Source organism: Streptomyces sp. NPDC048734 (assembly GCF_043198675.1).
Taxonomy (GTDB): Bacteria; Actinomycetota; Actinomycetes; order Streptomycetales; family Streptomycetaceae; genus Streptomyces.
Map to the genome: position 1 here is coordinate 1 of NZ_JBICUZ010000013.1, position 13502 is coordinate 13502.

The following is a 13502-nucleotide window of genomic DNA, read 5'->3' on the forward strand; positions in this document are numbered from 1 at the left end:
CGGGCGGGTGTTCTCGGTGGCCCCGGCGCGGGCCCGGCGTAAACCCCGGCACGCCCTGTGGGTGTTACCCGCCGGGCCCCCCGCCCCCCCCCCCCGGCGGCCCCGCCCCCCCGGGCCGGGGCGCCGCGGCTCCTGTCCGCTGCGGGTGACAGCCGGCTCAGACGGTCTCGGGAAGCTCCTCGAGCCCCTCGGCGACCAGCTTCGCCAGACGGTCGAGGGCGACGTCCGCGCCCTCGGCCTCGGAGGCGAGGACGATCTCCTCGCCACCCTGGGCGCCCAGGCCGAGAACGGCCAGCATGGAGGCCGCGTTGACGGGGTTGCCGTCGGCCTTGGCGATCGTCACCGGGATGCCTGCGGCCGTGGCGGCCCGGACGAAGATGGAAGCGGGGCGGGCGTGAAGGCCCTCGGCCCAGCCGACGTTGACGCGGCGCTCAGCCATGTGATGCTGCCCTTCGGTGTTCAGGTTGTCTAGACCAGTGTTCCACACGTGAAGCGTGAGGGAGAGGGCCGTGCGGCGCCCTCCCGGCGTGGTCGCCGGATCGCGGCCTCGATCCGACATCCGTCCTTCACAGACTGCCTTGCGCCGTTGTCGTACGCGAGCCGTACTCTGGGCCCCATGCAGAGCGCGTCGGACCGCCACGAGTACCCCGCCCACTGGGAAGCCGACGTGGTGCTGCGCGACGGCGGCACCGCGCGCATCCGCCCCATCACCGTCGATGACGCCGAGCGCCTGGTCAGCTTCTACGAGCAGGTGTCGGACGAGTCGAAGTACTACCGCTTCTTCGCGCCCTACCCGCGACTGTCCGCCAAGGACGTCCACCGCTTCACGCACCACGACTTTGTGGACAGGGTGGGACTCGCGGCCACGGTCGGCGGCGAGTTCATCGCCACCGTACGCTATGACCGCATTGGTGCCGACGGGACGGCCGCCTCGGCGCCGGCCGACGAGGCCGAGGTCGCGTTCCTGGTACAGGACGCCCACCAGGGCCGCGGTGTCGCCTCCGCCCTCCTCGAACACATCGCGGCCGTCGCGCGCGAGCGCGGCATCCGGCGGTTCGCCGCCGAGGTGCTCCCGGCCAACACCAAGATGATCAAGGTGTTCACGGACGCCGGCTACACCCAGAAGCGCAGCTTCGAGGACGGCGTCGTGCACCTGGAGTTCGGCCTCGAACCCACCGAGCGCTCCCTCGCGGTGCAGCGCGCGCGGGAACAGCGCGCCGAGGCCCGCTCCGTACGGCGGCTGCTGGTGCCCGGCTCGGTCGCCGTCGTCGGCACCGGCCGCACCCCCGGCGGCGTCGGCCGCAGCGTCCTCGGCAACCTCCGGCAGGCCGGCTTCACCGGCGACCTGTACGCCGTGAACAAGGCCTTCCCCGAGGACCTGAAGGAACTCGACGGCGTGCCCGCCCACCGCTCGGTCCGCGACATCGACGGGCACGTCGACCTCGCGGTCGTGGCCGTCCCGGCCGACCACGTGCCCGAAGCCGTCGCCGAGTGCGGCGAGCACGGCGTGCAGGGACTCGTCGTCCTGGCCGCCGGGTACGCCGAGAGCGGCCCCGACGGACTGGAGCGCCAGCGCGAACTCGTGCGGCACGCGCGCGCGTACGGCATGCGGATCATCGGTCCCAACGCCTTCGGGGTCATCAACACCTCCCCTCAGGTACGGCTGAACGCGTCGCTGGCCCCGCAGATGCCGCGCCCCGGCCGGATCGGCCTGTTCGCCCAGTCCGGCGCCATCGGCGTGGCCCTGCTCTCCCGGCTGCACCGGCGCGGCGGAGGCGTCACCGGGATCACCGGCGTGTCGACCTTCGTCTCCTCCGGCAACCGCGCGGACGTGTCCGGCAACGACGTCCTCCAGTACTGGTACGACGACCCCGACACCGATGTCGCCCTGATGTACCTGGAGTCGATCGGCAACCCGCGCAAGTTCACCCGGCTCGCGCGGCGCACGGCCGCGGCCAAGCCGCTGGTGGTGGTCCAGGGTGCCGGCTCGGCCCCCCAGGGCCACGCCGTACGGGCCACGCGGCTGCCCCGCGCCACGGTGTCCGCCCTGCTCCGCCAGGCCGGGGTGATCCGCGTGGACACCATCACCGAACTGGTCGACGCGGGCCTGCTGCTGGCACGCCAGCCGCTGCCACGGGGACCGCGTGTGGCCATCCTCGGCAACTCGGAGTCCCTGGGACTGCTCACCTACGACGCGTGCCTCTCCGAGGGCCTGCGCCCGCAGCCGCCGCTGGACCTCACCACGGAGGCGTCGGCGGAGAACTTCCACGCCGCGCTGGCGCACGCCCTGGCCGACGAGACGTGCGACGCGGTCGTGGTGACCGCGATCCCCGCCATCGGCGAGGCGTCCCCCGACGACGCGGAACTGGCGCAGGCGCTGCGCTCGGCCGCGGCCGCCGGTCCCGCCAAGCCGGTGCTCGTGGTGCACGTGGAGCTGGGCGGCCTCGCGGAGGCCCTGTCCGCCGCGACGAGCACCGCCCCACGCGCGCGTACGACGGCGGCCGAGGCCGGGCCGGCGGGAACCGGGCCGACCGGGGCGGGGACGACATCGACCGGAGCGACCGGCCCCGGCTCGGTGGCGACCGGCTCGGCGGCGACCGGGACGACGATGACCGGGGTGTCGGGAACCGGGCCTACCGGCTCCGGCCCGGTAACGGCCGCGTCGACGACGCCGACCGGCACACCCCCCGCTCCCGCCGCCGTGCCCGGCGAACCCGCCGAGCGCTCCCGGACCCCCGAGGGCGCCCACCTCATCCCCGCCTACCCCGCCGCGGAACGCGCGGTCCGCGCCCTCGCCGAGGCCGTGAAGTACGCGCAGTGGCGGCGCGAGGCCGCCGAACCCGGCAAGGTGCCCGAGCACGAGGACATCGACGAGAAGGGCGCCGCCGCGCTGATCGGCAGGCTCCTCGCGCGCGGGCAGGGCCTCACCCTCGGCACCGACGAGACCTGCGAGCTGCTCGGCCGGTACGGCATCCCGGTCCGCCGGGCCATCCCCGCACTTGACCCCGACGAGGCCGCACAGGCCGCCGGCACCCTCGGCTATCCCGTCGCCCTCAAAGCCACCGCACCCCACCTGCGCCACCGTGCCGACCTGGGCGGCGTCCGCCTCGACCTCGCCGACGAAGAGCAACTCCGGCGCGCGTACGCCGAGTTGACCGAGCTGTTCGGGGACCCGCAGCAGCTGCGCCCGGTGGTCCAGGCGATGGCCCCGCGCGGGGTGGACACCGTCGTCCGGGCGGTCATCGACCCGGCCGCCGGAGCCGTACTGTCGTTCGGGCTCGCCGGCGCCGCCTCGCAGCTGCTCGGCGACATGGCGCACCGCCTGATCCCGGTCACCGACCGGGACGCCACCTCCCTGGTCCGGTCGATCCGGACCGCACCCCTGCTGTTCGGCTGGCGCGGTTCGACGCCCGTCGACACCCCCGCCCTGGAGGAGCTGCTGCTGAGGGTGTCCCGCCTGGTCGACGACCACCCGGAGGTCGTCGCGGTGACACTGGAGCCGGTCGTCGTCGCCCCGCACGGCCTGAGCGTCCTCGGCGCCTCCGTCCGCCTCGCGCCCCCGCCCGCCCGCGACGACCTCGGCCCGCGGACGCTCCCCGTCTACTGAGACGGCCGTGACCGGTCCCTCGCAGTCAGTGGGTCCCCGTAGGATGGAGGGCATGGCCAAGACCAGTACGACGACCCAGGGGCTGCGTGCGGCGATCGAGCGCAGCGGCTACTACCCGGCCCTCGTGGCCGAGGCGGTGGAGGCCGCCGTGGGCGGCGAGCCCATCCGGTCGTACCTGGTCCACCAGGAAACCACGTTCGACCAGAACGAAGTGCGCCGGCACGTGACCGTGCTGGTCCTCACCGGCAACCGCTTCATCGTCAGCCACACCGACGAGCAGGCCGCCGACTCCACCTCCCCGACGCCGTACGCCACCACCTCCACCGAGTCCGTGAAGCTCGGCCGGATCTCGTCGGTCGTGCTGAGCCGGGTGGTCGCCAACCCGGAGTCGTACAAGCCCGGCAGCCTGCCGCGCGAGGTCGTGCTGACGATCGGCTGGGGCGCGGTCTCCCGCATCGACCTCGAGCCCGCCGCCTGCGGCGACCCGAACTGCGACGCCGACCACGGCTACACCGGAAGCTCGACGGCGGACGACCTCAGCCTGCGCGTCAGCGAGGCCGGGGACGGCCCGGAGACGGTGCGCCAGACCCTCGCCTTCGCACAGTCCCTCTCCGAGGCGACCGCGGACCAGACCGCGTAATGGCTCAGCCCGCCGTCTGGGACGACCCGGAACCCCTCGCCGTCTCCTCCGCACCCGTCCCCCAGTACGGCTCCGGTTCCCTCGCCGACCTGCTGCCCACACTGGCCGCCGGCATGGGTGTCCCGGGCACGACCGCGGCCATCGCCGAACTCACGCCGGCCGACCGCAACTGCGTCTTCCTGATCGACGGCCTCGGCTGGGAGCAGCTCAAGGCCCACCGTGACGAGGCGCCCTACCTGCACAGCCTCCTCGCCGGCTCGCGCGGCGGCACCGGGCGCCCGCTCACCGCCGGCTACCCGGCGACCACCGCGACGTCGCTCGCCTCCGTCGGCACCGGCCTCCCGCCGGGCGCGCACGGCCTGCCCGGCTACACCGTGCGCGACCCGGCCACCGGCCAGCTGATGAACCAGCTGCGCTGGCAGCCGTGGACCCCGCCGCACGCCTGGCAGCCGTACCCCACGGTCTTCCAGCTGGCCGACGCGGCCGGCGTGCACGCCGCCCAGGTGTCCTCGCCCCACTTCCAGAACACCCCGCTCACCAAGGTCGCCCTCAGCGGCGGCACCTTCCACGGGCGCCTCACCGGCGAGGAGCGCATGGACCTCGCGGCCGAGCAGCTCGCGGCCGGCGACCGGTCCCTGGTCTACACGTACTACGCCGAACTCGACGGCGCCGGTCACCGCTACGGCGTCGCGTCCGACACCTGGCGCGGCCAGCTCATGTACGTCGACCGGCTCGTGCAGCGCCTCGCCGAGCAGCTCCCACCCCGCAGCGCGCTCTACGTCACCGCGGACCACGGCATGATCGACGTGCCCTTCGACGAGGACCACCGCATCGACTTCGACGCGGACTGGGAACTGCGCGCCGGGGTCGCCCTGCTGGGCGGCGAGGGCCGCGCCCGCCATGTCTACGCCGTGCCGGGCGCCGAGGACGACGTCCTCACCTGCTGGCGCGAGGTGCTCGGCGAGCAGTTCTGGGTGGCCTCGCGGGACGAGGCGATCGCCGCGGGCTGGTTCGGCCCGCACATCGACGAACGGGTGTACGCCCGCCTCGGCGACGTGATCGCGGCCGCCCGGGACGACGTCCTCCTCATCGCCTCGGAGCGCGAACCGAAGGAGTCGGCCATGGTCGGCAACCACGGCTCCATGACCCCGGCCGAGCAGTTCGTCCCGCTGCTCGAAGTACGCTCCTGAGCCGTACGCTCCTGACGCCCGTCGCCCCGACCACGCCACCGACATCCCACCGAAAGGTGCTCGACTCCCCATGCCCGAGCTGGTGTTCTTCTCCGGAACCATGGACTGCGGGAAGTCCACGCTGGCTCTCCAGATAGAGCACAACCGCTCCGCGCGCGGCCTGCAGGGCATCATCTTCACCCGTGACGACCGCGCGGGCGAGGGCAAACTCTCCTCCCGTCTCGGACTGGTCACCGACGCGGTGGAGGTCGAGGACGGCCACGACCTGTACGGCCACCTCGTCGACCACCTCTCGCAGGGCGGCCGCGCCGACTACGTGATCGCGGACGAGGCGCAGTTCCTCGCGGAGGAGCAGATAGACCAGCTCGCGCGCGTGGTCGACGACCTGGAGATCGACGTCTACGCCTTCGGCATCACGACCGACTTCCGCTCCAAGCTGTTCCCCGGCTCCCAGCGGCTCGTCGAGCTGGCCGACCGCGTGGAGGTCCTCCAGGTCGAGGCCCTGTGCTGGTGCGGCGCCCGCGCCACGCACAACGCCCGCACGGTCGGCGGAGTGATGGTCGTCGAGGGCGCGCAGGTCGTGATCGGCGACGTGGACCAGGCGGACACCGTCGGCTACGAGGTCCTGTGCCGGCGCCACCACCGCCGCCGCATGACGGCCGCGTCGGCGCGTGCGGCGGTCCTGTCCCCGGACGTGCTGCCGGTCAACTCCGCCTGACCGCGCACCCGTGGCCGCCATCAGGCGGACGGGCACCTCCCTATGGCTTACGGGCCAGTCCGGCGGCGATGAGGCGCTCCCAGACGGTGAGTTCCCGTTCGCCGTCGCCGCTCCACGGGCTGTCCACCACCTCGGGCCGCCAGCGCGGCGCGGGCACTATGCCGGGGGCGAGGATCTCCAGGCCCTCCAGGAGGGACTCGATCTCCTTGTCGCTGCGCCACCGGCCGCGACCGAACGTCTGCTGGAGGACCCGCTCGGCCTCCTCCGTCTCCGGGTTGTTGCCGGAACGGAAGTGGCTGACGAAGAAGTAGCTGCCGGAGGGCACCTGGTCGCGCCAGTAGCGGACGATCCCGGCCGGGTCCTCCTCGTCGTTGACGTGGTGGAGGATGGCGCTGAACATCACGGCGACGGGCCGGCCGAAGTCGATCAGCCCCACGGTCTGCGGGTGCGTGCGTATGGCCTCGGGGTCGCGTACGTCGGCCGGCACCACCCGGGTCCGGTCGTTCTCCTCCAGCAGGGCGCGCCCGTGGACCAGCACCTGGGGGTCGTTGTCGACGTACACGACCCGGGACTCCGGAGCGTGCCGCTGCGCGACCTGGTGGACGTTGTCCGCGGTCGGAAGACCACTCCCGAGATCGATGAACTGCCGTACGCCGGTGGTCGTCGCGATCTCCCGGACCGCCCGGGTCAGGGCCGCGCGGTTGGCGAAGGCGATCGCCAGCGAGCCGGGGAGATCACGCTTGAACACGTCGCCGACCTGCCGGTCCGCGGCGTAGTTGTCCTTGCCGCCGAGCAGGTAGTCGTAGACGCGGGCGATGCTCGGCCTGGTGGGGTCGATCGGGGAGCCTTCAACCGTCATGCCGGCCATCTTCTCCCGCCGCCCCGGCCGTCAGCCACCGTTTCGGAAGTGTTGACCTGGCGGATCCCACGACTCGTCAGGCCGATTGCCGGGCAGTCGCGTTGGCGCCGGCCGGGCAGCGCACCGGCCTCAGCGAGGCTCCTGCGTCAGCGCGAGGCGGGCCCCCTCGGGATCGGCGACCGTCGCCACGCGCCCGTGCGCGCCGTCCCGGGCCGGCGCGAGGGGCCGGCCGCCGAGGTCGACGACCCGCGCGACCGCCTCGTCCACGTCGTCCACCTGGAAGTACGTCATCCAGTGCGATCCGCGGTCCCGGGGCAGGGCGTTGCCCAGTCCGTGGATTCCGGCGACCGGACGTTCCCCGATGTTCAGGGTGACGTGGTCGAGGTCGTCGGCCACCACGGCTTCCCGGCGGTAGCCGAACACCGTCTCGTAGAACTTGGCGACGCTCGCCGACTCGAAGGTCAGCAGCTCGTTCCAGGCGGGGGTACCGTGCACGCCCGTGATGCCGGTGCCGAGGCGGGCCGTCGCCTGCCAGATGCCGAAGACCGCGCCGGCCGGGTCGGAACCGATGGCCAGGCGTCCGGCGTCGGCGGCGTCCAGCGGACCGACCCCGATCGTGCCGCCGCTCAGGCGCACCGTTTCGGCGGTGGTGTCCACGTCGTCGGAGGCCAGGTAGGGCGTCCAGGCCACGGGGAGGTGGCGGTCCGGGGGGAGCTGGCCGACGCCGGCCACCTCACGACCGTCGAGCAGGGCACGTACGTACGGGCCGAGCTGATGCGGTCCGGGTTGGAACGTCCAACCGAACAGCTCGCCGTAGAACTCCTGCGTGGCCGTCAACCCGTGCACCATCAGGCTCACCCAGCAGGGTGTGCCGGGTGCGTACCGAGTGTGTGCTTCGCCGTTCAGGCCGGCCGGCCCACGTGCCTCGGGCATCGTCACTCTCTCCTTGGCCACTCGTGGTGGCCGCGTCGCTTCCGCACCCCGGGGCCGATGTTCGCACCACTCACGGTGCCGAGCGCTCCGGGCGCGCCGCCGGGGTACGGCGGTCGTGTCGGGAGGATGCCCGGTGTGCGGTTCCTCATCCGTCTTCGTGCGATTGCCGAAGGACGTCGATCGACTGTACGACGTGTGCCCGATCCCGTACACCGGGTGATCGGGCCCGTCCGGCCGAGCAGAGTAGCCGGACCTGGACGGCGGGGCCACCCCGTGCGCGAGGATGGGGCCATGAACGCCATCATCTCCGCACCCGAACTCGCGAGCGCCCTGACGGGGGAGAACCCGCCGGTCGTGCTGGACGTCCGCTGGCAGCTCAGCGTGGCGAAGGCGGCCGGAGAGCCGCCGTTCGACGGCCGTGCCGCCTACGCCTCCGGGCACGTGCCGGGCGCCGTCTACGTCGACCTGGACCGGGAGCTGGCCGGGGCGTCCGGCGCGGGCGGCCGCCATCCGCTGCCGGATCTGGCGGAGTTCGGTACCGCCATGCGCCGAGCGGGTGTGTCGGCCGCCCGGCCGGTGGTCGTGTACGACGGTGGACAGGGCTGGGCGGCGGCCCGCGCGTGGTGGCTGCTGCGCTGGACGGGTCACCCGGATGTGCGGGTCCTCGACGGCGGGTTGACCGCGTGGCAGGGAGAACTGTCGGTCGACGTCCCGGCGTCCGGAGGGGGTGACTTCGAGCCGCGGCCGGCCGCCGCGGGACTGCTCGACGCGGACGCGGCGGTGGCGCTGGCCCGCTCCGGCGTGCTGTTCGACGCGCGCGCGGGCGAGCGGTACCGGGGCGAGGTGGAGCCGATCGACCGGGTCGGCGGACACATCCCGGGCGCCGTCTCCGCGCCGACCACGGACAACGTCGGCCCGGACGGCCGCTTCCTGCCCGTCGAGGACCTCAGGGACCGCTTCAAGTCGCTCGGGGCGGTCGACGGCAAAGAGGTGGGCGTGTACTGCGGCTCCGGCGTCTCCGGCGCCCACGAGGTGCTGGCGCTCGCGGTCGCGGGGATTCCGGCGGCGCTGTACGTCGGTTCCTGGTCGGAGTGGTCCTCGGACCCGTCCCGCCCGGTCGCCGTCGGACCCGACCCCCGGTAGATCCGTCGCGCGCGACGAAGAAGGCGAGTCAAGGAAGGAGGGGCCGCACCGAACAGGTGCGGCCCCTCCTTACGTATGAACCCGTGTGCGAACCCATTCCGGCGAAGCGTCGGGCACCACCAGCGGGCCACCGTACGGCGGCCCGTGCCCGTGCTCCTGCTTACTCCTGCTTCTTGCGCCGGGTGCCGAACACGATCTCGTCCCAGCTGGGCACCGCCGCGCGGCGGCCGGGGCGGACGCCGTCGGCCTCGGCCTGACGGTCCGTGGAACCGATGAGCCGATCGCGGTGGCTGCCCACGGAGCGGGGCATGAGGACGTCCGCGTAGGCGGAACCGGCGGACGCGGCGGGCGCCGGAGGCTCCTCGACGTCCGGTTCGTCCGTGGGCTCCTCCGGCTCCTCGGAGGGGATCTCCGGCACGACCATGTCGCCCCGGAAACTCGGTACCGCTTCCAACAGGCTGGTCAGGGAGTCCCGCTCGCGCTCGCCGGCGCTCTCCTCGGCGGGCTCGGAGGACTGCGCGGGCGGGCTCGCCCGGTCGAGAGCGCGGTCCATCGTGCGGTCGCGGGGCAGCCGGGCGATGCGCGGGACGAACGGGAAGCTGGGCTCCGGCGCGGCGAGGTCGTCGGACTCGCCGATCAGCGAGCGCGCCTCGTCGTCGACGGCCTGGACGAGTCGCCTCGGCGGGTCGTACGTCCAGCTCGCCGAGTGCGGTTCGCCCGCCACCAGGTAGACGAGCAGGACCTCCCAGGTGCCGTCGTCGCGGCGCCAGGAGTCCCACTGGACGGTGTCCTTGTCGGCGCCGCGCAGCGTCAGCCGTTCCTGCACGGACTCGCCGAGCTGCGGTCCGGCGTTCTCACCGGGCCGGCGGACCGGGGTCTTGCGGGCGCGCTCGGCCATGAACGCGCGCTCGGCCAGCACAGGGCCCTCGAAGCGGCGTACGCGGTCGACGGGGATGCCTGCCATCTGCGCGACTTCTTCCGCGGTCGCGCCGGCACGTATGCGCGCCTGGATGTCACGGGGGCGGAGATGGCTCTCCACCTCGATCTCGATCTGGCCGAGGCGGGGACGGTCGCCGCGAACGGCGGCGCGCAGACGCTCGTCAATCGGAAGCGTGTACTCCGTGCTGTCCGCAGCCTTCAGCACCAGCCGTGTGCCGTCATTCGAGACGGCCACGACACGCAGTTCGGGCATGGGGACCTCCCGGGTGGTGCCTGCCGACGTCACGTGCGTCGCTGCTTCCGCTAGTCGAGTGTGGCCTGCCCGGGTGCAGCCTGCCACAACCTTGCCGAGTTGCCCGGCGTGTCGCGCGCGGGCCCTTGATCGCCGTTATGGCACGGTTATCAATTCGCCACGCTGAGTGACCAACTCCGTAACCCTGCGCAACCGGCCCCTTCCTGGCTGTCCGTCAAGGCTCCGGACATCCTGGTGGGAGACCGGACCCAGGGCTCGCAACAGTACTCCATTCGGGCCACGTGCGCGGATTGGCGCGCCGCCCAACTTCTGGCAAGGAATGCGACTTGTTGATTCGGCAAGCGCTTTCTGGGATCTCGGGTGTGGCGTACGTCATGCAGTCACCGGAGCCGGGAGGCGGCGGGCCAAGGGGCGGACCGGCCTGAGCACCCCTCAGGCCGCGGGCACCGCAAGGGCGGAATCGACGTCACCGCCTCCACGCCGACGGGTCCGCTACCGCCCCAGAACCCTCCGCAGGTAGTCGTTCTGGAAGCGCCGGTCGGGATCCAGCCGGTCCCGCAGTGCCGTGAACTCGCCGAACCGCGGGTAGACCTCGGCGAAGTACTCCGCGTCCCGCGTGTGGATCTTCCCCCAGTGCGGTCGGCCCCCGTGCGCGGTGAAGATGCGCTCGGCGGCGGTGAAGTACCCCCGGTAGGGCGAGCCCTTGGCCGTGTGGACGGCGATGTACGCGCTGTCGCGGCCGGAGGCGGTGGACAGGGTGATGTCGTCGGCCGGCGCGGTGCGCACCTCCACGGGGAAGCTGATCCGCAGTGGAGAGCGTTCGATCATGGCCCTCAGCTCGCGCAGTGTCCCGGTCACCTCCTCGCGCGGCACGGCGTACTCCATCTCCACGAACCGGACCCGGCGCGGCGAGGTGAAGACCTTGTACGGGATGTCCGTGTAGCTGCGTGCGGAGAGCGCCCTGCTGGACACCTTGGCGATGGCCGGGATGGTGGCCGGCACCGCCCGGCCCACCCACTGGGCCGCCTGGAAGACGCCGTTGGAGAGGAACTCGTCCTCGAACCAGCCGGCCAGTTGCCCCACCGGCCTGCGCGGGCCCGCGCTGCGGTTGTTGCGCTTGGTGTTGGTGTTGCCGGTGTGCGGGAACCAGTAGAACTCGAAGTGCTCGTTCTCGGCCCACAGTTCGTCGAAGTCGGAGAGGACCTTGTCGAACGGCATCGGCTCCTCGCGCGCGGTGAGCAGGAAGAGCGGCTCCACGGCGAAGGTGATCGCGGTGATGACGCCGAGGGCGCCGAGACCGATCCGGGCCGCCGCGAAGACGTCCGCGTTCTCCTCCTCCGAGCAGCTCAGCACCGAGCCGTCGGCCGTGACCAGCTCCAGGCCCCTGATCTGCGCGGCGATGGAGGCCGACTCGCGGCCCGTGCCGTGGGTGCCCGTACCGGTGGCCCCCGAGACGGTCTGCTCCATGATGTCGCCCATGTTGGTGAGCGACAGCCCCTCGCGCGCCAGCGCCAGGTTGAGTCTCTTGAGCGGGGTGCCCGCCTCGACCGTGACGGTCATCGCTTCGCGATCGATGTCGCGGATGCCGGTCAACAGGTGAGGGCGGATCAACACACCGTCCGTCGCGGCGATCGACGTGAAGGAGTGGCCCGTGCCGACCGCCTTGACCGTCAGCCCGTCCTCGGCCGCCCGGCGCACGGCCGCGGCCAGCTCGTCGACGGAGGCGGGCGTGACCTCCCGCGCGGGGCGGGAGACGACATTGCCGCCCCAGTTACGCCACGTGCCGCTCTTCCCGCTCGCTGTGCTGCTCAACGGTGCCTCCACGACCCGGCGCCGGCCTGCTGAGCCGACGGTACCCGAGGAAACCGACCGCGACCGCGACGGCCCCGGACACCGCCGGAACCCCGTACCCGGCCCGCGCGCCCGCCGTGTCGATGACCCAGCCGGCGATCGAGGAGCCCAGCGCGACCCCGACCGCGAGCCCGGTGCTCACCCAGGTCATGCCCTCGGTCAGCTGCGCGCGTGGTACGTGCTCTTCGATGAGGGACATCGTCGTGATCATCGTGGGAGCGATGGCGAGGCCCGCGACGAAGAGCGCCACGGCCAGAAACGGCAGGTTCCCGACCAGTAGGAGGGGGATCATACTCACGCCCATCATGAACACGCCCAGCAACCAGCGCCGTTCCGGGGCTCCCTGGGGGCGCAGCAGGCCGAAGACCAGGCCCGCCGCACAGGAACCGGCCGCGTACAGCGCCAGGACGACGCTCGCGGCGGCCTTGTGCCCCTGCTCGTCGGCGAACGCGACGGTGACCACGTCGACCGCCCCGAAGATCGTCCCCGTCGCCACGAACGTCGCCACCAGCACCTGCAGACCGGGCGAACGCATCGCCGTGCCGCCGCCCTTGTGCTCGCGCGGGTGGGGCTCGGGCTCGGTGGCCCGTTGCGCGGTCAGCCAGAAGACGCCGACGGCGAGGAAGCAGGCCGCCAGCAGCGGGCCGGCCTCCGGGAACCAGGCCGTGGACAGACCGATGGAGATGATCGGGCCGAAGATGAAGCAGACCTCGTCCACCACGGACTCGAAGGAGTACGCGGTGTGCAGCTGCGGGGTGCCCCGGTACAGGGCCGCCCAGCGGGCCCGGATCATCGCGCCGAGAGAGGGCACCGCACCGATCGCGGCGGCGCACGCGAACAGCACCCAGTCCGGCCACGCGAAGTGCGCCGCCAGCAGCAGCCCCGCCGCGGCGGCGAGCGCGACCAGCGTGGCGGGCCGCAGCACCCTGCGCTGCCCGTGCCGGTCCACCAGGCGGGAGATCTGCGGCCCGATCGCCGCCGCCGACAGCGCGATGGTCGCCGACAGGGCGCCCGCGAGGCCGTAGCGCCCGGTGAGCTGCGAGACCATCGTGACCACGCCGATGCCCATCATCGACAGCGGCATCCGGCCGAGGAACCCCGCGGCGGAGAAACCCCTCGAGCCTGGGGCGGCGAACAGGGCGCGGTAGGAGCTGGGCACGGAGGTCTCCGTCGGGTCCGGTCACGCGTGCGTGACGGCTCGGCACGGCGCGAGGAAAGGTGGTGCTGCGGGGCTCGGCAGGACGTACGGGCGTGCGCTGCCCACCCGGTAAGGCGTGTACGCAGCCGATACAGCTTACGAGTTAGGTAACCCTAACGCACCCCCGCGAGCGCTCTCCGCCGGGGAGCCGTCCGCCACGGCACCCGGAGT

General features: G+C 72.8%; 11 protein-coding genes. 5 read left to right on the plus strand and 6 right to left on the minus strand.

The window, feature by feature from the left end; genetic code table 11:
* Positions 1 to 157 precede the first annotated feature (157 nt).
* The gene (locus ACGFQC_RS28335) at positions 158 to 439 is read right to left on the minus strand and encodes an HPr family phosphocarrier protein (protein WP_079659035.1); all 282 of its coding nucleotides are present in this window, start codon (positions 437 to 439) and stop codon (positions 158 to 160) included.
* Between the two features lie 177 nt (positions 440 to 616).
* Between ACGFQC_RS28335 and ACGFQC_RS28340 the strand changes: the two genes are divergently transcribed.
* The 4 genes from ACGFQC_RS28340 to ACGFQC_RS28355 all read left to right on the plus strand — a co-directional run bounded on the left by ACGFQC_RS28340 (position 617) and on the right by ACGFQC_RS28355 (position 6155).
* A complete protein-coding gene (locus ACGFQC_RS28340; protein WP_363090193.1) occupies positions 617 to 3607 on the plus strand; it encodes a GNAT family N-acetyltransferase in 2991 nt (996 codons plus the stop codon).
* A 52-nt stretch (positions 3608 to 3659) separates the two neighbouring features.
* A complete protein-coding gene (locus ACGFQC_RS28345) occupies positions 3660 to 4247 on the plus strand; it encodes a DUF5998 family protein (protein ID WP_363090192.1) in 588 nt (195 codons plus the stop codon).
* The gene (locus ACGFQC_RS28350) at positions 4247 to 5437 is read left to right on the plus strand and encodes a nucleotide pyrophosphatase/phosphodiesterase family protein (protein ID WP_363090191.1); all 1191 of its coding nucleotides are present in this window, start codon (positions 4247 to 4249) and stop codon (positions 5435 to 5437) included. The genes ACGFQC_RS28345 and ACGFQC_RS28350 overlap by 1 nt, the downstream gene beginning before the upstream one ends.
* A gap of 70 nt (positions 5438 to 5507) precedes the next feature.
* Positions 5508 to 6155 (plus strand): thymidine kinase, encoded by a 648-nt coding sequence (locus ACGFQC_RS28355; RefSeq protein ID WP_363090190.1) that lies wholly within the window; start codon positions 5508 to 5510, stop codon positions 6153 to 6155.
* A gap of 40 nt (positions 6156 to 6195) precedes the next feature.
* Here ACGFQC_RS28355 and ACGFQC_RS28360 read toward each other — a convergent pair whose 3' ends face one another.
* Together ACGFQC_RS28360 and ACGFQC_RS28365 are read right to left on the minus strand one after the other, a co-directional pair.
* Positions 6196 to 7014 carry an SAM-dependent methyltransferase gene (locus tag ACGFQC_RS28360; protein ID WP_363090189.1) on the minus strand — a complete coding sequence of 273 codons (819 nt, stop codon included), beginning with the start codon at positions 7012 to 7014 and terminating at the stop codon, positions 6196 to 6198.
* Positions 7015 to 7143: 129 nt separating this feature from the next.
* Complete coding sequence (locus ACGFQC_RS28365) at positions 7144 to 7947, minus strand: VOC family protein (protein WP_363090188.1); 804 nt, start codon at positions 7945 to 7947, stop codon at positions 7144 to 7146.
* A gap of 291 nt (positions 7948 to 8238) precedes the next feature.
* Here ACGFQC_RS28365 and ACGFQC_RS28370 point away from each other — a divergent pair, with 291 nt between their 5' ends.
* Positions 8239 to 9090 (plus strand): sulfurtransferase, encoded by an 852-nt coding sequence (locus ACGFQC_RS28370; protein ID WP_363090187.1) that lies wholly within the window; start codon positions 8239 to 8241, stop codon positions 9088 to 9090.
* A 160-nt stretch (positions 9091 to 9250) separates the two neighbouring features.
* Here ACGFQC_RS28370 and sepH read toward each other — a convergent pair whose 3' ends face one another.
* The 3 genes from sepH to ACGFQC_RS28385 all read right to left on the minus strand — a co-directional run bounded on the left by sepH (position 9251) and on the right by ACGFQC_RS28385 (position 13292).
* Positions 9251 to 10282, minus strand: a complete 1032-nt coding sequence (gene sepH, locus ACGFQC_RS28375; RefSeq protein ID WP_363090186.1) for a septation protein SepH — start codon at positions 10280 to 10282, stop codon at positions 9251 to 9253.
* 492 nt (positions 10283 to 10774) lie between these two features.
* A complete protein-coding gene (locus ACGFQC_RS28380) occupies positions 10775 to 12094 on the minus strand; it encodes a D-arabinono-1,4-lactone oxidase (protein WP_363090185.1) in 1320 nt (439 codons plus the stop codon).
* Complete coding sequence (locus ACGFQC_RS28385; protein WP_363090184.1) at positions 12054 to 13292, minus strand: MFS transporter; 1239 nt, start codon at positions 13290 to 13292, stop codon at positions 12054 to 12056. Before ACGFQC_RS28385 ends, ACGFQC_RS28380 begins: the two co-directional genes overlap by 41 nt.
* Positions 13293 to 13502 lie beyond the last annotated feature (210 nt).

Coding starts and splice junctions, on each gene's coding strand:
- ACGFQC_RS28360 (WP_363090189.1), bottom strand. CDS start 7,014: ATGACGGTTGAAGGCTCCCCGATCGACCCCACCAGGCCGAGCATCGCC.
- ACGFQC_RS28345 (WP_363090192.1), top strand. CDS start 3,660: ATGGCCAAGACCAGTACGACGACCCAGGGGCTGCGTGCGGCGATCGAG.
- ACGFQC_RS28335 (WP_079659035.1), bottom strand. CDS start 439: ATGGCTGAGCGCCGCGTCAACGTCGGCTGGGCCGAGGGCCTTCACGCC.
- ACGFQC_RS28370 (WP_363090187.1), top strand. CDS start 8,239: ATGAACGCCATCATCTCCGCACCCGAACTCGCGAGCGCCCTGACGGGG.
- sepH (WP_363090186.1), bottom strand. CDS start 10,282: ATGCCCGAACTGCGTGTCGTGGCCGTCTCGAATGACGGCACACGGCTG.
- ACGFQC_RS28355 (WP_363090190.1), top strand. CDS start 5,508: ATGCCCGAGCTGGTGTTCTTCTCCGGAACCATGGACTGCGGGAAGTCC.
- ACGFQC_RS28365 (WP_363090188.1), bottom strand. CDS start 7,947: ATGCCCGAGGCACGTGGGCCGGCCGGCCTGAACGGCGAAGCACACACT.
- ACGFQC_RS28350 (WP_363090191.1), top strand. CDS start 4,247: ATGGCTCAGCCCGCCGTCTGGGACGACCCGGAACCCCTCGCCGTCTCC.
- ACGFQC_RS28340 (WP_363090193.1), top strand. CDS start 617: ATGCAGAGCGCGTCGGACCGCCACGAGTACCCCGCCCACTGGGAAGCC.